This is a genomic window from Bradyrhizobium sp. LB11.1 (genome assembly GCF_040549385.1).
Taxonomy (GTDB): domain Bacteria; phylum Pseudomonadota; class Alphaproteobacteria; order Rhizobiales; family Xanthobacteraceae; genus Bradyrhizobium.
Genome location: NZ_JBEPTH010000015.1, coordinates 108,881 through 134,123 on the forward strand (window position 1 = coordinate 108,881; position 25,243 = coordinate 134,123).

The window sequence follows — 25,243 nt, forward strand, 5'->3', positions numbered from 1 at the left end:
ATTCGACAGGGCTCCACGCGTTGCTTGGAGCTCGCGCACCTCGGGGTGCCGCGTGCCCGATGGAGGGCAGGAACGGCTAGACTGGCCGATAACTATAGTGAGCGAATTGGTCAGGCGCGCCTTGCGGGACGCTCTGTTCTGAACTTGAGGTAAACTGATTAAATGTGCGGAATTGTCGGCATCTTGGGGCGCGGTCCGGTCGCGGATCGTCTCATCGATTCACTGAAGCGACTGGAATATCGCGGCTACGACTCAGCGGGCATTGGAACGCTCCAAGGAAACCAAATCGAGCTTCGACGCGCCGAGGGCAAGCTGAGGAACCTTGAGGCACGCGTTCGCTGCCATCCGCTCTCAGGCCATGTCGGGATTGGGCACACGCGCTGGGCTACTCATGGCAAGCCGACGGAGCACAATGCTCATCCGCATGCAACGGGCAATGTTGCAGTCGTCCATAACGGCATAATCGAGAATTTCCGCGAGCTGCGCGCGGAGCTAAAACGGCATGGCGCCTGTTTCGCCTCTGAAACAGACACCGAGGTGGTAACGCATCTCATCGACTTTTATCTGAAAGACGGCTGCTCGCCGCAGGAGGCAGTAAAGGCGTCGCTGCGGCGGCTAGTCGGCGCGTTTGCGCTTGCAATCCTGTTCAAGGGTCAACACGATCTCATGATCGGTGCGCGCAAGGGCTCACCACTCGCGATCGGGCATGGCGAAGGCGAAATGTATCTCGGATCGGATGCTATCGCGCTCGCGCCCCTTACCGGCTTGATCACCTACCTTGAGGACGGCGATTGGGCTGTGCTCAACCGCAACTTCAGCGTGGTCTACGACGCACAAGGCACAGTTGTCCGCCGGGAGGTGATGAAATCTGGCGCGTCGTCGGTTCTCGTCGAGAAAGCAAACTACCGCCACTTCATGGCGAAGGAAATCCACGAACAGCCAGAGGTGATCGGGCAGACGCTGGCGCATTACGTCGATATCGCCACCGAGAGCGTGGCACTGCCGCAGGAGCTTCCGTTCGACTTCAACGAGATCGGACATATCTCGATCACGGCTTGTGGTACGGCAGGCTACGCCGGCCATATCGCCAAATACTGGTTCGAGCGGCTGGCTCGTATTCCAGTGGAGCTCGATGTCGCCTCCGAATTTCGCTATCGTGAGGCGCCGATGCGCAAGGGAAATCTTGCTATCTTCATCTCGCAGTCCGGCGAGACGGCCGATACGCTGGCCGCGCTCCGCTATGCCAAATCGCAAGGCCTGCATACCCTCTCGATCGTGAACGTACTGAGTTCGACCATTGCGCGCGAAAGCGGGACAGTGTTGCAGACACTCGCCGGACCTGAAATCGGCGTTGCCTCGACCAAGGCGTTCACATGCCAGCTGGTCGTCCTGGCGGCGCTTGCGGTTGCTGCTGGCAAGGCGCGCGGTGAATTGCCGGAGAGCGACGAGGTCGATCTCGTGCGAGCGCTGATCGAAATTCCGCGGCTAGTTACAGCGGCGCTTGCCAGCGAGCCGCAGATCGAGAAGCTCGCACGCGACATCGCCAAATCGCGTGACGTGCTATATCTCGGTCGCGGCACGTCGTTTCCACTGGCCCTGGAGGGGGCGCTGAAGCTGAAGGAGATCTCCTATATTCACGCCGAGGGCTATGCGGCCGGTGAGCTCAAGCACGGCCCGATCGCCTTGATCGACGAGAGCGTTCCCGTAATCGTCATTGCTCCCTGCGACCGGGTGTTCGAAAAGACCATCTCGAACATGCAGGAGGTTGCCGCACGCGGCGGCAAGATTATCTTGATAACGGACGCTCGGGGAGCCGCAGAGGTATCCATGGATTCACTCGCGACGATTGTGCTGCCGGAGATGGGTACGACATTTACGTCGATTGTCTATGCGATTCCGGTGCAGCTTCTGGCCTACCACACGGCCATCCTGATGGGCACGGACGTCGACCAACCCCGAAATCTCGCGAAATCGGTAACCGTCGAATGAGGCAAGGTGACCACCCCGTCAAGCCGATTGACAGATAACGCTCGCACTTTGCGGTTACTTCAAACTCGGCAGAGCTCCCGCGAGGGAGATATATCCCTCGCGCGAGCCCACGTGCGCTGTCAAGAAAACTGAACGGGGCACGTCTTGAGGCTGCATGAATTCCCCAGGTGGACCTGGTGTATCGCAGCTCGCCAAACCTAGCGAGCGGTTGAAAAGATTGAATCGTGCCTGGTGCACCGAGCGACGGGCCAATGCATGACCACGGCCCAGGCCATCGATGCCTCCGATCGATCAGCCGCGACTTCACGCACCGCTAGTTTGCGCGGATGAGGTACCGCGCGCAAGCTGTGCGAGCTCCGTCTCGAGCGTAGGGTTGCGCTTGAACATGGCGTCGATCAACGCTTGCGCCGGCTGCTCGGCCGCTTCCACCCACGTGGCCTTCTCCGCTCGTGCGGAGGGCGCGAAGACACGCTTGACGACGGTCGGCGACCCCCTCAGACCGCATTTGGCCATGTCATCCACGCGGGCAGTTTGAGCGCTCCATTTTACGATTGAGGCACGGGCCGCACGCAAGGCATCGATCATTGCACCGCGACGAATTTGATTGCTTGCCTCTAACATGCTGACGAGACAAGGAAGCTTGGAACGCAGCACCTGGACTCCTCCTTCGCAGCGCCGTTCCGCATCGATCGTGCGTACTTTGAAGTCTAACGCTTTGATTGTGAAAACATATGTAAGCTGCTGGACCCCGAGCCTCTTCGCAATGCCAGGTCCCACCTGCGCCGTATCGCCATCGATAGTCTGCTTGCCGGTGAATATGACGTCTGGTGGGCCATATTCCTTGCCGATATTGCGAATCGCGCACGCCAGCGCGTAACTCGTCGCCAGCGTGTCGGAGCCCGCGAAACTACGATCAGTGAGCAGGACAGCACGATCGGCACCAAATGTCAGCGCCTTTCGGAGAGATTCTTCGGCCGATGGCGGCCCCATTGTGAGAACAGTGATTTCGCCGCCGAACTTGTCTCGTAGCTCGAGCGCAGCTTCCAGTGCGAACAGATCATATGGGTTGATGATTGTCGGCACGCCCTGACGCATGATCGTATTCGTGACAGGATGCACGCGGATTTGTGCGGAGTCGGGCACCTGTTTGATGCAGACGATGCTGTGCATATGCTTCTCCTAAGATGTTGAGCAGGCTCCCCACGAATAGCAACTGTCATACCACCCCAGGCATTTCGCCCATGAGACGAATGCAACGGCTGGCGACTGACGGTGAGACCGTTGTCGGGACTGCGACGGGCTGCGCAAAGCGGACGTGATCTCTCTCTGATCTGAGTCGCGGCAGAAACGGCGCGGCCGCGATCTTGCGCTAGTTCGACACCTAATCACTTCTCATCGGGCGAATACATTGCAAGCCGATGACTAGCACGCGGCTGACGCGAAGAGGGCTTACGCTCCCGGCATGGCCACCCCCAAGCAGAGCACATCGGTTTCGTATCCGCTTCATGGACCAGAGTACCGCCTCTTGCGCACGCTCTCCTACCGCGCCCGACGATCGAGAGAGACGCGAGCCGACTTTTTATTCAGAAGCGCTTGATCTCGATACCGTGCCTTCTCAAGGCATAGCCAATCTGGCGCGGCGTCAGTCCAAGCAGGCGCGCCGCCTTGGCCTGTACCCACCCCGACCTTTCCATCGCCGCGATTACGCGCTCGCGATCTGTGACCTTGGCGGCACCTATGCTAGGTCGGCCGGGTGACTCTAGCGGCGTCAGTTCGCTACCGACCGGCTGAACGTGTGCCACAGCTTGTGTCGGCGGCATGCTCAGCCTCGCGGGAAGTGAGATTATCGGGCTCTGCTGTCGCGCCACTTGCTCCGGCCCGGGCTTCCATAGCGTGGCGGACAGGCATTGCCCGTGCCAGCAGGCAAAATCGTCTCTTGCGATCGACGATCCGTGCGCCAGGGTCGCGGTCCGCTGCACACAGTTCTCCAGCTCGCGGACATTACCGGGAAATCCGCAATTCATAAGAACGTCAATCGCACTTGAATCGACGACCAGAGCACGGCCGTTCTCATTGTTGAAGTTCTTCAAGAATCGAGCGGCGAGAAGCGGAATATCAGTGCGTCGTTCGCGCAGCGGCGGCAGTAGCAGAGGAACCACGCTAATGCGATAATAGAGATCGGCACGAAAGTCCTTCCTTGCCACCGCCTCTTCAAGATTCTTATTCGTGGCTGCAATCACGCGGACGTCGACTTTGATCGTCTGATTGCCGCCCACCCGCTCGAACTCCTGCTCCTGAAGCACGCGCAGGAGTTTCGCCTGAAACGAAGCCGAGATCTCGCCAATCTCATCCAGAAACAACGTTCCCTTGTCGGCGAGTTCGAAGCGACCCTTGCGCGCGTTGAATGCGCCCGTAAACGCCCCCTTCTCGTGACCGAACAATTCGGATTCCAGCACCGTCTCGGTGAGGGCTGCGCAATTGAGTTTGATAAAGGGGCGTTTGGCGCGGCCTGAACGCTCGTGAATAGCCTTCGCGACCAGCTCTTTGCCGGTACCCGATTCGCCACGCAACAGAACGGTGCTATTCGATTTTGCGATCAGCTCGATCTTCTCAAGCATCGCGCGCAGCGCCGGACTGTCGCCGATAATTCCCTCGACTTGGACCTTCTTACGCTCCCGCCCATGAGGCATGAGCTCGGACGACAGCTGCTTCTGCATCCGGAACTCCTCATCCATAAGCCGCCCGCGGTCGCGCACAAAGGTGCAATGCAGCTTCGCCGTCTGGCCCAGAAGGCTTGCGACCATCGTCAGCAGGCCGAGGTCGTCCTCGAGCTGCGCACGCGTCCCGTTGTCTGCGATGCGGTCGATGCTCAGCGCACCCACAACTTTCTCGTCAATCTCTATGGGAACGCCGATGAACGCAACACACGTATTACCGGCTGCGTCTAGCATCTCGACGTCCGAAGGACTGAAGATCGAATGCAGCGCTACGTTCTCGACGACGAGGGGCCGCCCCGTCGCCACAATTTGATCGATTGCTCCTTGCGGCAAGCGGCCCCCGCAACGCGCGTCGCGCCCTTCGCTCCGGACGTCATCTACGATGATCTGGGGCATCCCGTCATGTTCGAACAGACATACGATGCCGCGCCGCATCTGCATGAGCGAGGGCAGACGCTCGATGACGCTCGCCAGCTTGGCTTCGAGCCGGCATAGGCCGGTGAGCGTGTGCGCTATTTCAACGATCGTGCTTAGCGATTTCTCTTGCGACGGCAGAATAGAAGCGGAAGGGTCCGCGTCGGAGGTTGACTTTGGTCTTTCGCGCAGGGAAACGCTGTCCAGCATAATGACTTCTCCGTTCCTATCTTGATCCTCCCCATCACCTCGATCGGACTTGTTAGACTCGTGTTGCATGCCTGCCTCGATCTGACAACCAGTTCTCAGGGCGGGGGCGAGAGATGACGCCTCTTCATGGCACCCCGGCAGCACTTGCAGTGACTAGATCTTCCGCCTTATTCTTTCCAACTCACTGCGCGGATCAGCCCCGGCCAACATGGCTTCCATCGATGAAGCTCAGTTAGCCGGGTTCGCCAGGGACGGATTCACTCACAAGTGTTGCCCGCCATTGATCGGCACTTCGGCGCCAGTGACATAACTTGCCGCATCTGAACATAGGAAGTAAATGACCTTGGCGACCTCTTCGGGTGTACCCACCCGGCGTAGTGGGATCATTGGCACAAGATGCGCTTCCGTGTCAGGCGACAAAATGTCCGTCTTGATTTCGCCGGGCGCGATTGCATTGACGCGAATGCCATGTGAGGCGTAATCGTGCGCCATTTCGCGCGTGAGACAAGCGAGCGCAGCTTTCGACGTGGCATATGCCGTGCCTGCAAATGGATGCACCCGCGCTCCGGCGATCGAAGTCACATTGACGATCGAGCCTGAAGCCGCTTTTAGCTCATCGAACAGACCTTGAGCGAGCAGGATCGGCGCCACGAGATTGAGGTGGAACACGCTCATCCAGGTATCGACTGAGGTCGCCAGCGACGTAAGCCGGGCACCGTTTGGCGCTTTTGGTGAGTTTCCGGCATTGTTTATCAGTCCCTGCAGCGGTGCGCCGGCAAGGCGCTCCTTTATCTGGGCAATCACGCGCGGTAGCGTCCGATGATCGCTTAGGTCGACTTCGATATAGCTATCCCCCTCTGAGTCCCATGGGCAGCGCACCGCGTCGAATGGTTGGCGCGCGCAAGAAATGATGCGCCAACCAGCTTCCGAGAACAATCTTCCGGTGGCGCGACCGATACCGCGCGATGCCCCGGTCAATACCAGCGTCTTCCGCTCACGCAGCGGACGGCCCGCTCCATCGGCGTGAATTGGACCACGCGGGTCCGTTTCCGACGATTTAGCTGCGACCGCATTGTCATCCGATAGACCTGGATTCACACGCGACTCCCTTCCGCTCCCCTCGGCTGTGCACCTGTGCAGGATCCGGGCCAGAGCGACGCAGGGCACAGGTGGCGCGCTTTTAGGACGCAAATGGCAGGTTCCGAACATCGACCTGTTTGCTTTTCGACACCGGCAACGCCGCAGCAATGGCTGTCGTCGAGCTCCCGCGTTCTGCCCACTGCGTGCGCCACGCCTTCGAGACCGAGAGGCTGGGGTTTCCATGGCGAGCTCACTGCGTCACCACTCCACGAGTGGTCTGTGGCTCATGCGCGCTGACGAGATAGATTAGCTGCCTTTGGCGGAGATCAGGATTCAATGGCCGGTTCGTCCAAGTTTGTCTTCGTCTGGTCACGCGCGGCCGCACATACGGCTCTTGAGCAATATCGATGGGCCACCGGCCGCGCGGTTCATCAGACCTCCGTTCGAAAGGACTCTGCGAGCGAGCATGAACAAGACCGTCGTCCAGAAAACGAGCTGGCTGCAAAAGGGTTGCCCAGCAAAGGCAATCCATCTACCGGCTGCGCCTCCTTGCTGCTGGGACATTCTGACGTGACTGTCTGTTACGTCAGATTTCCTCGGCGACCCGGACCGCCATTGCCGTGCTTTTCACCGTCTGGCCAGCGATGGCGCATTTTGGCCGGAGGATGACAGAGCCATAACCTTTCTGCGCGGCCTTCGACTTACACCGGAGGGCCCGAAGCATTGCGGGGCAAGGCCGCCGGCGCCCGCTGGCATTGGCCTTACGCTTCTGAGTCATTCGCCCTCCCACCGCACCGCATCCGTGGTAGTGCGCCGGTCAGCCGTCGCTTGCGGGACGGAAGTCGCCATCCAACGTTCCTGCGACACGTTGCGAAACTCGACGGTTTCGAAGCAAGCAGCATCAGACCGATGATCTAGCCCGCCATTGTTCAGGCCCACATTCTGGCGCTTCAGCAAGCCGCGAAATGCTCGTTTGGATTATCGATCATGGTCAAGCGCTTCGGATTGCTCTGGTCGAATTCAATAATCCGTGGCACGAGCAGACGGGCATAGCGCGTGAAGGCGCTGGTGGGGGGAAAGCGGATCACGGTAGCGCAGCGCGCAAGAAGATACATGTCGATGAGAGCGGAAGCTCCACCTTCAATTCCCATTTCCGCACTATGCAACGGCCCTGCCCGATCGGCCTGGAAACGTTTTGGTACGGCGAAGACATCGGGAAACAGACCCGATAGGCGATCGAGCACCTGTGCACTGTCCGTGCACAGAAAGACCTTTACGGGCTTTGGATATGGCAAAGCTTTGGCTTTACGGATTGCCATGCAGACCTGACTAAGGGCGAGCTCCGAATCAGCCCAGTACGGCGCATGCTCCATGATATCTTCGCCATTGCCGTGCCGAACATGAACGCCAATGATGCTATGGCCGCTAAAATGTTTCTCATACAAGTCGTCGATCCGCGCTTGTATCTCAGACCTGAGCTTGATGTTCCGAAAGATCAGTCGTTCGGCTTCCTCGCCACAACGCCACATCAGGCAGGCGTCACAGACAATGGTGTTGGCTTCGTTATCTTCTCTTGCTTGGAACAGCTCGGTCAGTTCGTCACGTTCTCGGAAGATCTGCTCATCCGGACGATTGATGCAGTCGACCGATGGCCTATTCCACCACCGCGGGAAGAACGGTCCGGGAAACGAGAGCTGGTTGATCCGGTCATCGCAAATCACCGGTACCCCAGCGATGTCCTCAACCGGCTCGAAGAACACCGGAAAGGCGTTGCTGAACGGTCGGTCGATGTAGCAGGAACCGCGCCAGTCAACGACGAGCGTCCGCCCGGTCCGCTGCGCGTACGACCAGGCTGACGCCAGCGACCAGAGGCAGTCACCAAAGCCGGTACGCCTCCGAGAAATAACAAAGCGTTCCTTGGTCAAGTCATCAAACCCTTCTCGTTGCGCAAGATCAGTTTTGTGTGGCGCCACCTACTCATCTGCGATTCCGATCCACGCCAATGGACGGCTGGTCACCTGGGCGCAAGGCAATCAACCTGCAAGCCCTCCTCCACGGCACCGCGATTGGCAGGTCATGCAAGAGGCCTCCAAAGAGCCCTCTTCCGCATTGCTCACCTTCTACGATCACGCAGTCTGTGACGGATGCAGCCGAATACGGCGCAGATCCCAGAGCCCGCGCAGTTCGTTCACGAGAGCTTCTCGCCTAGTCCTGTCAGAGGTGACCCTGGCGAGAAGATCGGCAAGAACAGCTTCCTTCTCAATTTGCATCAGCATGTCGAACAGGTCATGCGAGATGCGCACGCTGTCCTGGCTGGAGTGACCCATGCGGATCTCGCAGACTGTCTCGTGGCGTTCTCGGCCCGCATGAGCGCGAACTCGGTAAAGAGATACATGGGGCGGCAGTGATACAGCAAGTGCTGTCCAGCTTTCGAGCATTGTTGCCCGCTTCTTGACGAGGAATGAACCGACCACAAGGCCATCAAGCTCGGTCGACAAAAACGCCGTAATCGCATCGGCAACGGAATCTACGATCGGTTCGGCATTGTTGTTGAACGACGTATTAAGCAAAATCGGGACGCCTGTCCGGCTCTTGAACGCGTTGATGAGTTCCCAATAGGAGGCATTGTTCGTGCGGGAAACCGTTTGCAGCCGAGCCGTACCATCAATATGCGTGATCGCGCCCAGCAAAGCACGCTTGGATTCACGCACGCGAACGACGAAATTCATGAAGGGGTATTCTGCGCGACCATCCGGCAGCTCAAAGAACGCGCCCGCATCCTCCTCCAGAACCGATGGCGCAAATGGTCGATAACTCTCGCGCTTCTTGACCATCGCATTGATCCGGTCCTTGTTCGCCGCGGGCCTCGGGTCCGCAAGAATACTGCGGTTGCCGAGCGCACGAGGGCCGAACTCCGACCGGCCCTGTACCCACCCGATCACGGCGCCATCAGCCATCCACTCGGCTGCTCTGGTTGCGACGTCAGCGGTCCGCTCAATCTCGAGGTGTCCGGCCCATCCCTTCAGTTCCTGTTCGATGCTGTCGTCGCTGCCGACATCTGGCCCCCAATAAACCGACTGTAATCGCTCGCGGGGCGCAGGTTGCCCCGCCTCGTTCGACACCATCAGTGCCGCGCCCAATGCGCATCCGGCGTCATGCGCGGCCGGCTGCACGAAGATGTCTTCGAACAGGCCTGAATACAGGAGTTTTCCGTTCAGCGTGCAGTTGTGGGCTACCCCGCCAGCGAGGCACAACCGTTTCATTCCGGTCGACTCACGGTAATGCCGAAGAATGTGAAACACGATCCGCTCCAGCGCCTCCTGCAACGATGCGCTCACGTCTCGATGCTGTTGGGTGAACGGCATTCCCTTTCGCCGGATCTCGATACTGCGCAGCAATGCCGGGCCGATACGTTCGAGGTGAACGCGGTAGCCACCGTTTGCGGAGAGCTCATAAAATTGCGAAAAGAGCTCGCGATAGCGTGCGGGATCTCCGTAAGGAGCCAGTCCCATAACCTTATACTCGTCGAACAGGCCGTAGCCGAGATATCGGATCGTCTCCAGATAGAACAGTCCGAGAGAGTTATTCTCTGGAAACGTCATAAGCTCGGTCATTTCGCTGCCTGACCCGACAGCCAAGAGACCCGACAGGAAGTCGCCACAACCGTCGATCGCGAGGACCAGACTTTCTTCAAAACCCGACATGGCCAGAGCGCTCACGGCGTGGGCCTGATGGTGGCCTACGAATGACACCCGGGAAGGATCCACTTGGGTACCGAACTCCGTGGCTAGAAGGTGCCGTAGCAGCAGATTCGCGTCTAGGGGAATTGAGATTTCCGGTTGTGAGATGAACAACCGTTCGAGCATTGCATTGCAATAGGCTTCAGTAGCGTAGAACGCAATACGATCGACGTCGCGAAGCTCCACACCCGCGGCTGCAAGACAGTATTCGATCGCACTGCTCGGGAGCTTGTTTGAATGTTTGATCCGGTTGAGGCGCTCCTCTTCCACGGCAGCGATCACGCGCCCGTCCTTGACAAGTACCGCGGCGCCGTCGTGCAGAAACGTGTCCGGTAGTCCAAGGGGGTTTTCATAGACCTTGTCGAGGCCGCCACTCAATCCTAGACACAGCATCTTGTTCTCCGTTAATCCTGAGAGGCCTGTCGGCCTATTTCGTATCGCTTGCTTTGGGAGTAGGCCGCACGTCCCCGCGGGGCCGAGCAGGCATCGCTAGCTGACGAGACGCATTTAAGCGTCGCACGCGATTGGAAGTTCGCTACGCCCGATATCTCCTCTCGCACACGCGATGCTTCGCTTTAGGTCTTGTTCGTCTCACCGCATCAAGCGCTGCCGAAGCAGCACGGCCGAGACGAGGAAGGGAAATGCTGCGAAGATGCAAAGTGCGCCCACATGCAATCCGACGCTCTCGACCGGCCGACCGAGCATTGCTGGACGAATGAGATCGACCGAATGAGTCAGCGGCAATAAGGCCGCGATGCGTTGAAATGAACCGGGCAACTGGCTCATTGGGAAGATCGTCCCGCTCAAATACATCATGGGCGTGAGAATGAGCGACTGGTAGAAGATGAAGTAGTCGTGGCTCGGTGCAAGTGCTGAAACGACCATTGCAAGGCTCGCGAAAGTAACGCCAGTGAGGGCGATGGCTGGTAACGCATAGGGGATGGATGACCACTCTGCGTAACCCAGCGCGACGGCGACAATCGTGATCGCCGTCCCGGCGAGCAAGGCCTTGCTCGCTGCCCATGCCACTTCACCAAGAACAATGTCGCCGAGCGTAAGGGGCGTACAGAGCATTGCCTCCCACGTGCAATTTGTCTGCATGCGAGCGTAAGCCGCATAGATCGTTTCGAAGGTTGCGGAGACCATCGCGCTTGTGGCGACCATGCCAGCCGCCAGAAACGATATGTATGAGGTCCCCTCAACGCCACCTATGATCATTCCAAGGCCAAAACCGAGACCGAACAGAGAGCTCATCGGCTCGGCCAGATTCCCAAGAATCGATGCCAGAGCGACTTTCCGCCAGACCAGAAAATTGCGGCGCCATACCGCGATCCAGTTCCATGGATTAGCAGGGAGCGCCGGCGCAAAACGTTGCCACATCGTTCAGTCCTTTATCTCTCGCCCGGTTAGCCGCAAGAAGACATCCTCCAGATTTGGAGGACGCTGCAGAAGGCGGAGATCCGTGCGGTTGGCAAGCCGGAGGCGCACCTGCTCTGGATCCGTGACATAGCAGAAGAGCGTCTCCCCGCTCACCTCAGCGCGCTGCACTTGGGGTCTGACCAGCGGCAGCAGTTCATGCGGATTACCGCCGTAAATCTCGATCACGTGGCAGCCGATCTGCTGCTCGATCAGCGCGTGAGGCGCACCTTCGGCGATCTTGCGGCCGTGCTCAAGCACGCACAGGCGGTCGCACAATCGCTCCGCCTCTTCCATGAAGTGGGTGGTGAGAAGGATCGTTTTGCCGCGCCCTAATAGCGAGCGCAAGCGTTCCCAGATCAGGTGACGGCCGTGCGGATCGAGGCCCGTCGTCGGCTCATCAAGCACCAGGAGCTGCGGGTCGTTAATGAGGGCCCGCGCCAGCGTCAGGCGTCGCTTCATGCCGCCGGACAGTTCGGCGACGCGGGCATCCGCCTTGTTCTCCAGGCGCGCGAATTCGAGTAGGGACGGCGTGACCGCTTTCACCTCAGCCGCGCTCATGGCGAAGTAGCGCCCGAAAACGAGCAAGTTTTCGCGCACCGTAAGCTGAAGATCAAGGTTATCGAACTGTGGGACAACCCCGATCCCCCGCCGCGCCAAGCGCGCCCGTGCCGGCACTGGCTCCCCGAGCACGCATATCTTACCTGCGTCGGGCGACGCAACACCCAGGATCAAACGCGCAAGCGTGCTTTTACCCGCGCCGTTTGGTCCCAGCAGACCGAAGCACTCTCCCGGCGCGACCGTAAACGAGAGAGCGTCCACGACGAGCCTGTCGTCGTAGAACTTGCTCACCTGGAAAAGTTCGACTGCCGCGGCTGACATTTGTTTACGCCATCGCGACGGACGTTGTTCGCGCCGCTTTCTCGCTCGCGCGCTTTTTTGTCCAAAGCAGGCCGTCACACCATACGTGATCGACGCGTCCCCACTGGCACGCGGCGGCAGCATCCGGGAAAAAGCCGCGTCCATGCAGATTGGCGCTGGTATTGCAAAGCAGCGGAATGGCTGTGAGCTTCTCGTACTCGACGAGAAGCTCGGCCACTTTATGCTGAGAGGTTCTGGAAACGGTCTGTAGACGAGCAGATCCATCGAGATGCACGACGGCGGGAATTTTCTCGCGCCATTCCGGTCGGGTCTGGTGATCGAACAGCATGTACGGATCGGGTATCCCAGGGCTAAAAATCTCCGCCGCACGATCCTCCAGGCATATCGGCGCTACCGGCCTGAAATGCTCACGAAGTTTGATGTCGTTGAGATGATCTTTCATTCCTTCCCAGCTTGCAGCCGCGAGAATGCTTCTGCCACCCAAGGCTCGTGGTCCGAGCTCGGCACGCCCGGCAAGGAAGATCACGGGCTTGTCGCAAGCGAGGATTGCCGCAAGTTCGCCCATAGTGCAGGGCGCGCCCTCCCATTCGGGCGGGACTTCGCTGGGACGAAGGGCCGGTCCACTGTAGACCGACCATTCCAGAGCTCTAAAGCCCTGCTGTGCCGCCAGTGCAGAGCAAGCAGCACCAATGGCTGAGCCGCTGTCGTTCGGAAAGGGCGGCACCCACACGATATCGAACAGGCCTATCGCACGAAATGCACTATTCCACTTAATATTCAGGCCACAGCCGCCGGCTATGCAGAGGTTACGCGCCCCCGCAAGATCCGAATGCCGCTCCACAACATCAGCAATGGTGCGAACCAGCAGACGCTCTAGGAAGACGTGAAATGACGCAAGGACGTCTTCGGCTTGCTTTCCCTTCAATCGCACTGCGCACGCATCGAAGAAGTCGTGCAGAGCTTCAAGTGGCGATTGTGAGCTGTTGATCTCTTCAGGCTCAGGACAAGCGCCCTCAGCATCCGCGGCAAAGTGCGCCTCATAAAGTTCCTGAAACGTCTTAATACTGTCCTCGTCGGGGGATCCCAGGGCGATATAGGCCATCAGCTTGCCGGCAATACCGAGATCCCAGCTGGTCCGGTCTGCCCGCCTGTAAGGTCCAAAGTGATGTCCTGCCGTCGCATAGGCGTGACCTATCATCGGAAACAGGCACTCGATGAACCGGATGCCGTGAGGCTCGACATAGTAGAGGCGTGGAAACATGCAGCCGTCCCACACCAAGCAAAAAGCAGATTGTGCGGATTTGGCAAACGAGCTGGCGCAGTATGCGGATGCTACGTGCCCGGTGACATGGGGATAGCTTTGATAGGGATATAGCTTCCCGTCAAGCATGAGGCCGATGCGATCGCGGGACGTCAGGGGGCTATCGCCTTGCCGTTCGACATACGGCGCGCCCTTGAGCTTGATCGTCGTCGTCCCACTAAGGACTTCAAACTGGGACTCGAACTCTCCATCCCAGCCATCAATGACGAACTGATCAACATCGTTCGGATCCAGCCCGTGCTCCGCCAAGGCGCTAACAACCGCATCCAGGTTTTCAATGGTTTGATAACGCGGATTGTTGTTCAGCTTCTCCTGTTCGATACAAAACACCACCCGGCCGTCCTCGATCAGAGCGACTGCCCCGTCATGCGTCAACTTGATACCGCAGATACGCATAGTGGCTCCTTTTCAAGCTCGGCCGTTGGGAGGGATCGAAGTTCGCTCCGGATTGCGAAAGCGGACCAACAAGCAGTCTTCGTCAGTCGACTGCCCCTGGCACTGCACGCGTTCGACCTCAATGAGCGCTTCAGTCAAAATCGTGATGACTGTCTCGGCGCCAGCGACATGCCCCCATCGCCTGCAGGTCGCATCACGTGCAGATCCGAAGACCAGATGCCCACGTGGAGCAAGCATCTTCACCATCTTGTCGATTGCGGTACGCATCCGTGTCATGTCTTCGAGATAGTAGAGAACTTCGGCCACCACGATCAGATCGAACAGCTCTTCGGTCGAGAACTGCAGAATATCGGTCGCCGCCCAGCTGATATGTGACCACCTCTTGGTCCGCTGGACCGCTCGACCGATCGCTCGCGGCATAACATCGATGACTGTGAGCCGTTTGCAGTGAGGAGCAAGCTTGTCTGTGAATGCACCGGCCGCGCACCCGATCTCGAGGCCGGCTGAGACGGCGCCGTTCGACAGCGATAGCCGTAGCAACTGGGTGTGACGCTCACGTTCGAACGGATTGTCGTCAAGCCGCCACGGGTCATCGTTTGCCAGCTCCCGCTCCAGCGACTGATATGTCTTGTCCACGCTCACCACTGAATCCCCCTACAAAGCTGCTCAGTCAGTCTCGGCCACAATGCCACCAGGCGCGATCAGCTGCGAGGGAGCGCGCGAAAGACCTGCCCCGCGAATTGAGCCAGGCGTTTCCGATGCCTGGTTAAGGCTTGGTCCAGTTGTCGCGTCTGCGATCGAGACCTTCGATTCATCGACGTCTGACGATTTCGCTACTTTGCGCGAGAGCCAGTCGCTGTTGCTCAAGGTACAGAGCGCATAGGCTTTCATCGGGAGCAGGAGGAAGATGTTGATCGGTGTGTGCAGCGAGAAGCCGATAAATCGAAGCTCACGGGCACGAAGGGCCGCTACGCTGCATCGAATCATGGTCATCGCGCCGATGGTCAGACCGGTCCACCAGGGCACGGTGCCGGTGAGCGCGAGCTGAGCGAGCGCGGCAATCGTTGAGATGGCGAGCAGCAGCGGCCCGAGGTTCTGTCCGAGCACGTCGAGCGTAAGGTACCAGTCCAGGCTGGGCAACAGGTGCAAACCGAGCAGCGTGTCGCGGTAAGTGCTCCGCGCCCAGCGGAGCTGTTGCCGCAGATATGGCAAGAGCCTGTCCGGGACCACCGTGGCGGCGATGGCGTCCGGAACGTACTCGGTTCGAAACCCTGCCTTGAGCATGAGGATCGTCAGATGGCGGTCCTCACCGAAGTCGCTCGGCTTTCCCCGGAAGAACTGCGTCTCGTACTGGTCGAGCAGCAAGAGCAGCGCGGAGCGGCGGTACATGGCACACGGCCCGCAGCAGCACATGACGGCGCCAAAGCGCGTCTGCGCCGCGCGCTCTTCGTTGCAAGCCAACCAGTACTCCATGTCGATCAATCGGGTCAGCCAGCTGTCGCTCCGATTGCTGGCGGTCAATTGCCCCATGGCCGCGCCGATGGCTGGATCCTGCATCTTGCCTACGAGCTTGCTGACCACGTCACTGGCGATTTCCGTGTCGGAATCGACGTTGAGCACGAGATCGCCGAACGACCGGCGTATCGCTGCGATCTGCGCCTTGCGCTTTCCAACGTTGCTTGGCAGCAGAATGACCGTGAACCTCGGGTCATACGCGTAGCTCCCATGGACCGGGGCCACTGCACCGACATTTGCAGAGCCGTCATCGACCACATAGACTTGCAATCGGCCTGGGTAATCCTGGCTTGCGAGAGATTTCAGGCAGGCCGCCAGCGTCCGCGGATCCTCGTTGAAGCAGGGCACGATGACATCCACGCTGGGCAGAGCTTCGGTGTCGACGAGGTCGTACGGCGGCAGTGAGGCGTCGGTTCGCAGCGCATAAAGCGCCTGCGCGCTCTTATGGACGCTGGAGAGCAACGCGTAGGAGGCAACAGCAGCGGTGCTGATGGTGGCAAGCAGGCTCATGGGAATTGATCTATTCAGTGAGTTTGAGGAAGCGACCGGATTGCAAATCCAAGGTCATGCAGTGCTGGAATAAGCTGGGCGAGCGCCGTCACAGTCTGGTCGCGCCGCCCAGAGTGAGGGGAGCGTTCCAACTCGTCGGGAGGGCACCCGTCGTGCAGGAGCACGATTGCCCCCGGCCGGACCGAGGCCAGCACCGCGGCAACAATCGCCTCGCCGCCAGGACGAGACCAGTCTTGCGGGTCCACTGACCAGTGCAGGGCTGCCAGTTCGGCCTTCGCCGACGCGGCGAGGGCCTCCTTGGTCCAACTCCCATACGGCGCACGCATGTGCCGCACAGAAGCTCGGGGGCAGGCCATCACGATGACCTTGTTCGTCGTGAGGATCTCATATTCCACCTCATCCGGCATGCATTTGGATAAATCCGGGTGCGTCATTGTGTGGTTTGCGAGTTCGTGCCCTTCTGCAATGATGCGCTGGATCAGCTCCGGCTGGCCCGCTGCATATGCACCAATCACGCAGAAAGTGGCGGGGGCCCGATGCTGCGCCAGCACATCCAGGATAGCCGGCGTGCAATGCGGGTTGGGACCATCATCAAACGTCAGATAGACACAGCGCTCTCCGCCCAAGTCGGCGCAGTCGCTCCGCGCTTCAGTCTCGTTGGCTGCGGTGGTCACAGTTCTGGCCCGTTCCGTTCAATCATCTCACCGGCCGGCCATTCGCTCATTGGCCTCGCAATCGGCAGAACGAGGCCGACCACGTCCTCCACGCGCGTCGGAGGCACAGTGAGATAGATATCCGGACGAGCTGACCGGACACGGAGCCCTGGCAGAACAGTCGCCAATCCCTGTCGCCCGAGCAGCCTGGTAATATGTTTCTGCAGGGCGGATCGGACCGTGCCAAAGCCGAACGGCACCCCAAGGTCTCGCAACACGGGATACATCACGCGGATGGAGTGGCTGATGCCGAGCCCCTCGAGATCCGGGCGTACCCCGTACAATCCGAGTTCAGCCACAAGCAGGTCGACCTCACCCACTTTTATGAAGCGGCGCAGTGCGCCGATGTGAATCGCGATGCCACGATCATCGTAGCCGATCGCCCGAATCTCAGGCCTTGCGCCGGCCCAGCTTCGATGACCTTCAAAGGGTTTTGCATTGAATGCCCCGGTCGGACCATAGGTCTTCCGGAAGAAGTCGGACAATTCAATATGGTCAGCAAGTTGAAGCTCATTCTCCCAGCACAGCCTCCAACGAACTGGAGGGCGCGCCGAAACACCTCGTGTGGATCCGGGCGCGATCATTTCCATAGAGAGTAATTCCTGTTCATTATCTGGCTCCTGACGCAGGCCAACAGTTCGCTGCGCTCGAAAGGCTTGCTCAAGAACTGGAGTCCAGCTTGGAGGGGTCGACTCATATCGTCTTCGGAGTTGTCTGTGAGCACAACGGTGGGAATCACGCCTCCGGATCCAGCCAGATGATGGAAAATCTCACAGCCACTCATCACGCTCGACTGCATGTCCGCGATCAAGCACGACGTGATCAAACGGCGGCCCGATTTCAAGAACTCGTCTGCGCTCTCGAAGGGTTCGGGTACGTAGCCCGCGGAAAACACCACATCTGTCAGAGCTTCACGCACTGACCGATTTGCATTCACAATGGATACGACGTCGAGCGTGTGCGCAACTCGCATCAGATTCGCCAAGGACGCCTTCGCTTGCATGTTCCGCACGATTTCTCCGCAGCAACGACGCAATCGGATGCGACCAAACCTCGTTTGGTACCCGCAACCGAAGGGGTCCAACTGGAGGGAAATATACGACCAGCTTGAGCCTTGGCTCAATTCTACGGCGGTACACGGCCGGTATAGAATGGGTTGGCGAAGCCATACGAAGGTTTGCTCGTCCTAAACGCCGACGCGCATTTGCGGATCCCCCACCGTGCTAGCTCGCCGAGATATGACTTGCGCAACACGCACGAAACTGCGACCGCACGCTTCAGATGTCTTGATCGATCCCTGGCGCTGGGCTGAGACGCGCTACGATATGTAACCATTCTGATAGATCTGACATCTCGCTAAACTATCCTTTGCTATTCTCATTCGGTACAAGTGGTAAAATCGATTGTATCGATAGAACACATTCATACCGTGGATCACTCAAGATTATGCGTTTCAAGGGACTCGATCTGAATCTCCTCGTCGCGTTCGACGCCCTGGTGACGCAAGGCAATCTCACTGCGGCGGCAAGAAGCATCAACCTCAGTCAACCTGCCATGAGTGCTGCCGTCGCGCGGCTTCGCACTTACTTTCGCGATGAGCTATTCACGATGAGGGGCCGGAAGCTTGTCCCAACACCGCGGGCTCAAGCGCTCGCTGCCCCGATTCGCGAGGCTCTCGCTCACATTCAGCTCTCGATCATTTCTCCGGACGGCTTCACTCCGTCTCAATCGAATCGGCGATTCAGGATTATCCTGTCCGACTTCATGACTGTCGTGTTTCTTCGACCTATCGTGGACCGCGTCGCGCGGGAAGCTCCGACAATCAATTTCGAGTTGCTGCCGCCGGTGGAGGAACCCGATGAACTTCTCCGGCGCGGCGAGGTCGATTTTCTCATGTATCCCGAGATGTTCATGTCGAGTGCGCATCCCAAGGCGGCTCTGTTCGAGGACACTTTCGCTTGCGTGGGCTGCCCGATGAACAAGCAGCTGGCGCCGCGACTTACGTTCGAGATGTACACGTCGATCGGGCACGTGGAAGCCCAGTTCGGGCGCACCCTGAGGCCCCTCTTCCAGGAATGGCTCTTGCTCGAGCATGGTTTCAAGATACGCACCGAGGTCGCGGTGCAGGGTTTTGGTATGATTCCGCCTATGTTATTGGGCACCAACCGTATAGCGAGCATGCCCTCAAGACTGGTCAGCCATTTCGCAAACACGATGCCCCTGCGGGTCATCGAACCTCCGCTGCGACTTCTCACATTCACCGAGGCCGTCCAATGGCCGGCCATTCATAATACTGATCCTGCAAGCATTTGGATGCGCAACATGTTCTTGCAACAGGCATCCTTGATGGTCTCTCGGACCGAGACCAACCAACGTCACGGCCTATTCTAGGATTGTTCGGCCGAACCAGATCTACGCCAGCCTCGAAGCTCCAGAGCTCGCTGGTGTTCGGCCTTTCAACCTTGGCGCGCTTGAGCGTAGTTTGATCGCGTCGACGGCGCCGTGGATCCCGCGCTGCGGTGACGATCGTGCCAGGAACAACCTGGATCCACTCGCCAAGAGCTCGCGACATTGTCCCGCTGCGCGCGTGCTTGGAGGATGAGTTTTGATGATGAGAGGACGGCAACTGTGCCAATGTATGGCGCACGGAAGCGCTCGCCGCTCCCATTTGCCAAGCCCTGCTCCACCTGCAGCTCTTGATCATCTCGGGCGACATGATCAATCCAGCCACATCGGATCGTGGGACATCCTTTGGGATCTGGCGACAGTCGTGTTACTTTCGAAAGTGTCGTGGCGGGTGGCGCGCGGGATGCCGCCGCCGTCAGTTCCGAATTACGGCCCCTGCCGCTGACCCGGAAGAGCTACTTCGGTGCGATAACATGATTTGCCTATCTTACCCCAAAGCATCTATGTCCAGCGCACGCACACCAAAGCGATCTTGTTCGAGAATGAAAGTGAGTGAGCTTCCGGACGAGCAAGCCATTACCCGCGACAGCTGGACGGCGCTCGCAACACTGATCCAGCTCACGTGTGGATATGCGAGCTATTGCTGTAGGAGCTATGACACGTCCTTGTTTTCCCAAGGCGGTGGCTGCGCGGCGCCGGCGCTCGTTGACCCGTTTTGAGCGCCTCCACGTTCAACGGATACTCGAGCGTCCTTCGAGGCTCGGTCCTCATCGCGAGTAACGTTTCGCCAGCCGCGCGGGGTGCGCTTGCGTTGAGAAACATGCCGGGAATGGTTTTGCGGCGCGCCTTATCCGACGCTTTGCGTCGCAGACTTGCCCGTTGAAGAGTAGCCATCATCTTGGCGCATTCCCAAACCCGATGTTGCCACGCGCGAACAACTCCATCGCGCCCACAAAGCCATCTCAACAGGACTAGCAGCGTGTCGAAAACGGTGTTAGGCGCCGAGCGGGCGGCCACGCCACGATGTGGTGGTAGGAATACTCTGCGTGATTGACCAATCAACATTTGGCTCGACGATAGATCACAGCAAGGATTGCGACTGAAAGAGGCCATCTGATCAGATCAGTCCTGTGTCCGGCCGCAATTCCTTAAACTGTGTCGCAAGAGCAAGCGGAGCTGCATGTACCTGCTTTCGCTTCGCGTGGCGATCAGATAGCAGATGGCCACTGCTGCGGCAGCGTCCAGCAAAAATTGCACGGTTTCGGTTAGGCAGCGTTGGACAAAAGGGAAGCAAACGCCGTGTTGCACAGCGGCACCACACGAACGCACCTGTCACATTCTTTCGCCCAAGTCGCCGCTCCGTCTACTTTTTGCCCCACCACAGCCAAACGGCTTCGTCACGTGCAGCGAAGGTGCGGCAAATCAAAGGAGCTTACTGTTGGAGAAGCCAAGCGGAGTCTACGACCCCGAGGATCTCGCGAGCTTGGGAAACCTTTTTGATCGAGCAATCGCGTCTTTACCGACATGCATGCGAACCAGCGAGAATCGCGTGGCGATCGCCAGACTTGTGATGCACCGCGCAGCGAGGGCCGAATTGGCGTCGCTGGCGAACTTGATGCTTGCGCTTGTCTCGGCTGGTTGATCAACAGCTTGCGCTCAGTGCTCCTGGGGTTCGCAGCAAGAGACCATCATCTAGATCGTTGAAATAACTTGATTCTCACGTGACGTCAGGTTGTAGGCTTGCAAATTGAGGACCATGACAAACGCCACACCACGACGGCGCCGATGGCGCATTGGAGAACTTGCAGAGGCGACCGGCGTAACGGTACGCACTCTGCATCACTACGAACATACCGGGTTGTTGACGGCCGCCGAACGTACCGATGGCGGTCACCGCATGTACGATCGTGAAAGCCAACAACGCGTCTCTCAGATACGGGCGCTACGTGAGCTCGGCTTCTCGCTTCCTGAGATCCGCAAAGCCATCGAGGGACAGACGTCTCTCACGGACTTAGTGCGCAACCATCTGGAGCGAATTGAAGTTCAAGTCGCGCGGGCGACATTATTACGGGATCGATTGCGCAATATGACGACGCAAGGTGAGACAGAAGTTAGTGTCGACGAGCTGCCGGCCACGTTGGATGCAATGTCGCGGATTGAGGAGCGTACCCCCTCGACCATCTGCACGTGCGCCTCTAACGCCAGCCGCGAAGATCGGTGGCGGAAGATTCGGGACGAGCTACGAAGCTGCATGGTTCGGGGCGAGCCGCCATGCAGTGAGCGACCAAATGCGGTCGCGCGTCAGGCCCGTTCGCTGCTGACTGAGATCGCAGGAGTTGACTCGACTGTCTCGATGATACTGAAGGTGCTGACGCGATTGACCGAACCACACAATCTCGCCGGCTGGGATGCGAGCCTCATGCGATACCTGGATCTCGCCCTCGCCGCGCTGGAGAACCGGCTCGGAAAGAATTGACGCGCCGGCTGCTCGAACTCGGTTGCTCGAATGTCTGTAACTGAATGAGCTGATGCTGATCCTTGTCTGACTGAGGATCGTTGGCCCGCAGCAATTCGCCTGCGAATGTGCGTCGTCGGCACTCTTTGGGGACTTTCGCTCTGCCAAGCTCGACGAGCACGCTTCGAAGTACTTGATTCGTACGTAGCGTCAAACTGTACCTTCTAAAAGCATCGACGCAGCGGCGGGGCGAGCGACAGCGCGCCGGCTAGCCCAATGGAGACTCCAATGATCTGCATCACTTTCGGAAGTTCCCGGTGAGAGCGCTGGGCGAGAACAAGTCAGTGGACGAAGTCTTTGGCCATTGCCGGTGACTCCGCAAATGGCACGCTCTTTACCTTCATGCCGGACTCGACGAAGAATGCTGCAGGGGCAGCCGCTGTCGCCAAGCTCAAGGGTGCAAGCCAATCTGCCGCAGGTTGCACGCTACGCTTATGCCGCAGTTCAAGGATGGGCAAGCTCCGTCAGACGGGCGGGCACCTTCGATGCCAGGCGGGTCGCTGCGGCCGAACCTCGGGCTCAATCGAAAGGGCTATTGCCACGGTTCGATTCGACTCAAAGGGAGACAATGCCGCTCCTGGTCCATCGTTTACCACTGGCGCGACAATACCGTCGAAGCGGTCGCCGAGACCTGACCGCACGCACTAACATCGCACGGAGCGTTGAATGATGAACCATCGGCGGCCTGGCGATTACGCGCTGGTCACGTGCGTCGCAGTCGCCGCAGTCGCGGCATTTCTCGCCCTCGCGGCAATGCTATCACGGCTGTCGTGCACGCCCGAACGGCCGCCCGAAGAGTACGTTCCCATTCGTCTGGTACCACTGGAGTGAGCATCACTTCCACAATCGTAAGGCCGACGAACATCGGCGGCTTCTTCCACTTAGTGAAACTGACGCGCACCTCGCTCTCGGGAGTGAGCTGCCACGTCTTTAGAAGGAACGTAACTTTTGGCAAGATGTCTGTCTGCGGATTACGCGAGTTCAAGCCATTGGCAGCGCTGTTCGGCCGAGTGGACGTGGCGTTCCCTCCCCTCATGAAACAGGTATTCGCTGGGATAACGCCGTGCGCCCGCCTGATCCGCGCTGATCGCTGCCGGACTCTGATCCGGTGCGGCGCTTAGATCTGAGCCCGCCTATGGCAGCCCACCCTCACATTGATGCACGCCTTGCGCTTTCCGGCTCCGAACACAGCGAGCGCATCACGTAGGCTCGATGAAGTCCGTCAGCTGCTCTCGTCGACAAAAGGGAGAACATCAAATTGGATGCAAAACTGAAAACTATGCTTTCCTCGCTCTCGCCGGCGGCTCGCGAATTGGATGCTCTGCCGTCCGGGCGGCCCACCCCCGACAAGTAAGCGCGATTTTCCCCGCACGTTGACGCCGTCGTTTTTGATGGGTTGTCTTAGGTATCGGGCGATACCGGGCCGTTCAGACAGTGGCGGCTTTGTGGAAGTTGAAGGGCAGCAGGTCGACAATATCGGCGTCGCCGGCGCGCTGAGGCAATTCGGTGAGGACGCGGCGCAACCACGCTAACGGCTCGACACCTGAGGCGCGGCAGGTCAGCATCAGGCTGTAGACGATGGCACTGGCCTTGGCTCCGTCTACGGTATCGCTGAACAACCAACTCTTCCTGCCAGTTGCAAAAAGCCTGATGTCGCGCTCCAGAAGATTGTTGTCGATCGGCATGCTGCCGTCACCGGTGTAGCGCGTCAGATATTCCCATTGGTTTCTGGTGTAGGATACGGCGTCGCCGAGCTTGCTGTCAGGCAAGACCCTCGGTGTCATTCGGCCTGCAATATTGACCCCCTAAGCCGGGGGATCGGCGTCCAAAATTGACCCCCTACAGGTTGGTCTGTTGCGCTGCCTGCTTCGTCATGAAGCAGGTGGTCGGGGATGCTGATCGTGGAGACAATCGCCCGGATACGGCGCGAGCACTTCATCAAGGGCAAGACGATCAAGGAGATCGCCCGTGACCTGAAGGTGTCGCGGAACACAGTCCGGAAGGTGCTGAGATCGGGAGAGACCTCATTCGAGTATGAGCGTGTTGTCCAGCCGCGGCCGAAGCTGGGACGATGGGCAGCAGAACTCGACGGGTTGTTGTCAGGGAACGCGGGCAAGTCCGCTCGCGAGCAACTGACATTGATCCGGATCTTCGAGGAGCTGCGTGAGCGCGGCTATGACGGCGGTTACGACGCCGTGCGGCGCTACGCCAGGCGATGGAGCAAGGAGCGCGGACAATCCACGGCCGCTGCCTACGTCCCGCTTAGCTTTGCGCCCGGAGAAGCTTACCAGTTTGACTGGAGCCACGAGGTCGTCCTGCTCAATGGCGTGACGGTGATGGTGAAGGCCGCCCATGTCCGGCTCTGCCACAGCCGGATGCTGTTCGTGCGTTGCTATCCGCGCGAGACACAGGAGATGGTGTTCGACGCCCACGACCGGGCGTTCGCCCTGTTCAAGGGCACCTGCGTGCGCGGCATCTACGACAACATGAAGACGGCGGTGGAGACGATCTTCGTCGGCAAAGGGCGTCTCTACAATCGCCGCTTCATGCAGATGTGCAGCCACTACCTGGTCGATCCGGTTGCCTGCACGCCAGCGTCGGGCTGGGAGAAGGGCCAGGTCGAGAACCAGGTTGGGCTTGTCCGGGAGCGCTTCTTCACGCCGCGGCTGCGGTTCAAAACCCTCGACGAGTTGAACGCGTGGCTGCTGGACAAGTGCATCGCCTACGCCAAGGCGCACCGGCATCCAGAACTGGCCGAACAGACGGTCTGGGAGGTGTTCGAAGCCGAGCGACCGAAGCTCGTTCCCTATGCCGGCCGGTTCGACGGATTCCACGCGGTACCGGCATCGGTCTCGACGACCTGCCTGGTGCGGTTCGACAACAATAAATACTCGGTCACGGCCAGCGCTGTCGGGCGGCCTGTCGAGGTTCACGCCTACGCCGACCGCATTGTGATCCGTCAGGACGGACGCATCGTTGCCGAGCATGCTCGCTCGTTCGGCCGCGGCGAGACGACCTATGATCCCTGGCATTACGTGCCGGTACTGGCTCGCAAACCCGGTGCCTTGCGCAACGGCGCTCCCTTCAAGGACTGGGTGCTTCCGGCTGCGATCGAACGTGTGCGGCGTAAGCTTACCAGTGCCGACGATGGCAACCGGCAGATGGTCGATATCCTCAACGCGGTTCTGACCGACGGCTTGCCGGCCGTCGAAGCAGCCTGCGCCGAGGCGATCGCTCACGGCGTTCATTCCGCCGATGTCGTGCTCAACATCCTGGCCCGCCAGCGTGATCCTGCGCCGCCAGCCAACATTCTCACCCCGGCCGCACTGACATTGCGCCACGCCCCGATCGCCGACTGTGCCCGTTACGACAACCTCAGGAGAACCATCTGATGGAACGTACTCAACTCTTCGACCTCA

Annotated in this window: 16 protein-coding genes and 2 pseudogenes; 4 read left to right on the forward strand and 14 right to left on the reverse strand. The window is 59.1% G+C overall.

Features of this window, described 5'->3' with window-relative positions; genetic code table 11:
• The first annotated feature begins 162 nt into the window (after window positions 1-162).
• Window positions 163-1,989: a glutamine--fructose-6-phosphate transaminase (isomerizing) gene (gene glmS / locus ABIA96_RS30260; RefSeq protein WP_354052083.1), complete on the forward strand. Its 1,827-nt coding sequence runs from the start codon at window positions 163-165 to the stop codon at window positions 1,987-1,989.
• Between the two features lie 303 nt (window positions 1,990-2,292).
• Here the strand turns inward: glmS and ABIA96_RS30265 are convergent, their stop codons facing one another.
• From ABIA96_RS30265 to ABIA96_RS30325, 13 genes are all read right to left on the reverse strand, one after another.
• Complete coding sequence (locus ABIA96_RS30265) at window positions 2,293-3,159, reverse strand: electron transfer flavoprotein subunit beta/FixA family protein (RefSeq protein WP_354052085.1); 867 nt, start codon at window positions 3,157-3,159, stop codon at window positions 2,293-2,295.
• A gap of 413 nt (window positions 3,160-3,572) precedes the next feature.
• Window positions 3,573-5,330, reverse strand: coding sequence for a nif-specific transcriptional activator NifA (gene nifA, locus ABIA96_RS30270; protein ID WP_354052087.1), 1,758 nt, complete (start codon window positions 5,328-5,330; stop codon window positions 3,573-3,575).
• Between the two features lie 261 nt (window positions 5,331-5,591).
• On the reverse strand, window positions 5,592-6,428 hold the full coding sequence (locus ABIA96_RS30275) for an SDR family NAD(P)-dependent oxidoreductase (protein WP_502916570.1): 837 nt from the start codon (window positions 6,426-6,428) through the stop codon (window positions 5,592-5,594).
• 932 nt (window positions 6,429-7,360) lie between these two features.
• Window positions 7,361-8,335 carry a nodulation protein NodZ gene (locus ABIA96_RS30280; protein ID WP_247457876.1) on the reverse strand — a complete coding sequence of 325 codons (975 nt, stop codon included), beginning with the start codon at window positions 8,333-8,335 and terminating at the stop codon, window positions 7,361-7,363.
• 201 nt (window positions 8,336-8,536) lie between these two features.
• Window positions 8,537-10,543 carry a carbamoyltransferase family protein gene (locus ABIA96_RS30285; protein WP_354052089.1) on the reverse strand — a complete coding sequence of 669 codons (2,007 nt, stop codon included), beginning with the start codon at window positions 10,541-10,543 and terminating at the stop codon, window positions 8,537-8,539.
• A 198-nt stretch (window positions 10,544-10,741) separates the two neighbouring features.
• Window positions 10,742-11,530: an ABC transporter permease gene (locus ABIA96_RS30290; RefSeq protein WP_354052091.1), complete on the reverse strand. Its 789-nt coding sequence runs from the start codon at window positions 11,528-11,530 to the stop codon at window positions 10,742-10,744.
• Window positions 11,531-11,533: 3 nt separating this feature from the next.
• Window positions 11,534-12,448, reverse strand: coding sequence for a nodulation factor ABC transporter ATP-binding protein NodI (gene nodI / locus ABIA96_RS30295; RefSeq protein ID WP_354052093.1), 915 nt, complete (start codon window positions 12,446-12,448; stop codon window positions 11,534-11,536).
• Between the two features lie 4 nt (window positions 12,449-12,452).
• A complete protein-coding gene (gene nodU, locus ABIA96_RS30300) occupies window positions 12,453-14,165 on the reverse strand; it encodes a nodulation protein NodU (RefSeq protein ID WP_354052094.1) in 1,713 nt (570 codons plus the stop codon).
• A gap of 12 nt (window positions 14,166-14,177) precedes the next feature.
• Window positions 14,178-14,807 (reverse strand): nodulation methyltransferase NodS, encoded by a 630-nt coding sequence (nodS, locus tag ABIA96_RS30305; protein WP_247457881.1) that lies wholly within the window; start codon window positions 14,805-14,807, stop codon window positions 14,178-14,180.
• A 24-nt stretch (window positions 14,808-14,831) separates the two neighbouring features.
• The gene (gene nodC, locus ABIA96_RS30310; protein ID WP_354140632.1) at window positions 14,832-16,190 is read right to left on the reverse strand and encodes a chitooligosaccharide synthase NodC; all 1,359 of its coding nucleotides are present in this window, start codon (window positions 16,188-16,190) and stop codon (window positions 14,832-14,834) included.
• A gap of 14 nt (window positions 16,191-16,204) precedes the next feature.
• Window positions 16,205-16,864 carry a chitooligosaccharide deacetylase NodB gene (gene nodB / locus ABIA96_RS30315; protein ID WP_354069876.1) on the reverse strand — a complete coding sequence of 220 codons (660 nt, stop codon included), beginning with the start codon at window positions 16,862-16,864 and terminating at the stop codon, window positions 16,205-16,207.
• Entirely contained in the window at window positions 16,861-17,493 is a 633-nt protein-coding gene (locus ABIA96_RS30320) for a NodA family N-acyltransferase (RefSeq protein WP_354052098.1), read from the reverse strand. Before ABIA96_RS30320 ends, nodB begins: the two co-directional genes overlap by 4 nt.
• The gene (locus tag ABIA96_RS30325) at window positions 17,484-17,906 is read right to left on the reverse strand and encodes a response regulator transcription factor (protein ID WP_354052110.1); all 423 of its coding nucleotides are present in this window, start codon (window positions 17,904-17,906) and stop codon (window positions 17,484-17,486) included. Before ABIA96_RS30325 ends, ABIA96_RS30320 begins: the two co-directional genes overlap by 10 nt.
• Window positions 17,907-18,349: 443 nt before the next feature.
• Here ABIA96_RS30325 and ABIA96_RS30330 point away from each other — a divergent pair, with 443 nt between their 5' ends.
• Window positions 18,350-19,294: a LysR family transcriptional regulator gene (locus ABIA96_RS30330; protein WP_354052100.1), complete on the forward strand. Its 945-nt coding sequence runs from the start codon at window positions 18,350-18,352 to the stop codon at window positions 19,292-19,294.
• 1,771 nt (window positions 19,295-21,065) lie between these two features.
• Complete coding sequence (locus ABIA96_RS30335) at window positions 21,066-21,785, forward strand: MerR family transcriptional regulator (protein ID WP_354052102.1); 720 nt, start codon at window positions 21,066-21,068, stop codon at window positions 21,783-21,785.
• A 1,466-nt stretch (window positions 21,786-23,251) separates the two neighbouring features.
• On the opposite strand, the pseudogene ABIA96_RS30340 reads toward ABIA96_RS30335, so the two are convergent.
• A pseudogene (locus tag ABIA96_RS30340) lies at window positions 23,252-23,608 on the reverse strand (IS66 family transposase); the annotation flags it as partial.
• A 108-nt stretch (window positions 23,609-23,716) separates the two neighbouring features.
• Here ABIA96_RS30340 and istA point away from each other — a divergent pair.
• A pseudogene (gene istA, locus ABIA96_RS30345) lies at window positions 23,717-25,207 on the forward strand (IS21 family transposase); the annotation flags it as partial.
• Window positions 25,208-25,243: the final 36 nt, after the last annotated feature.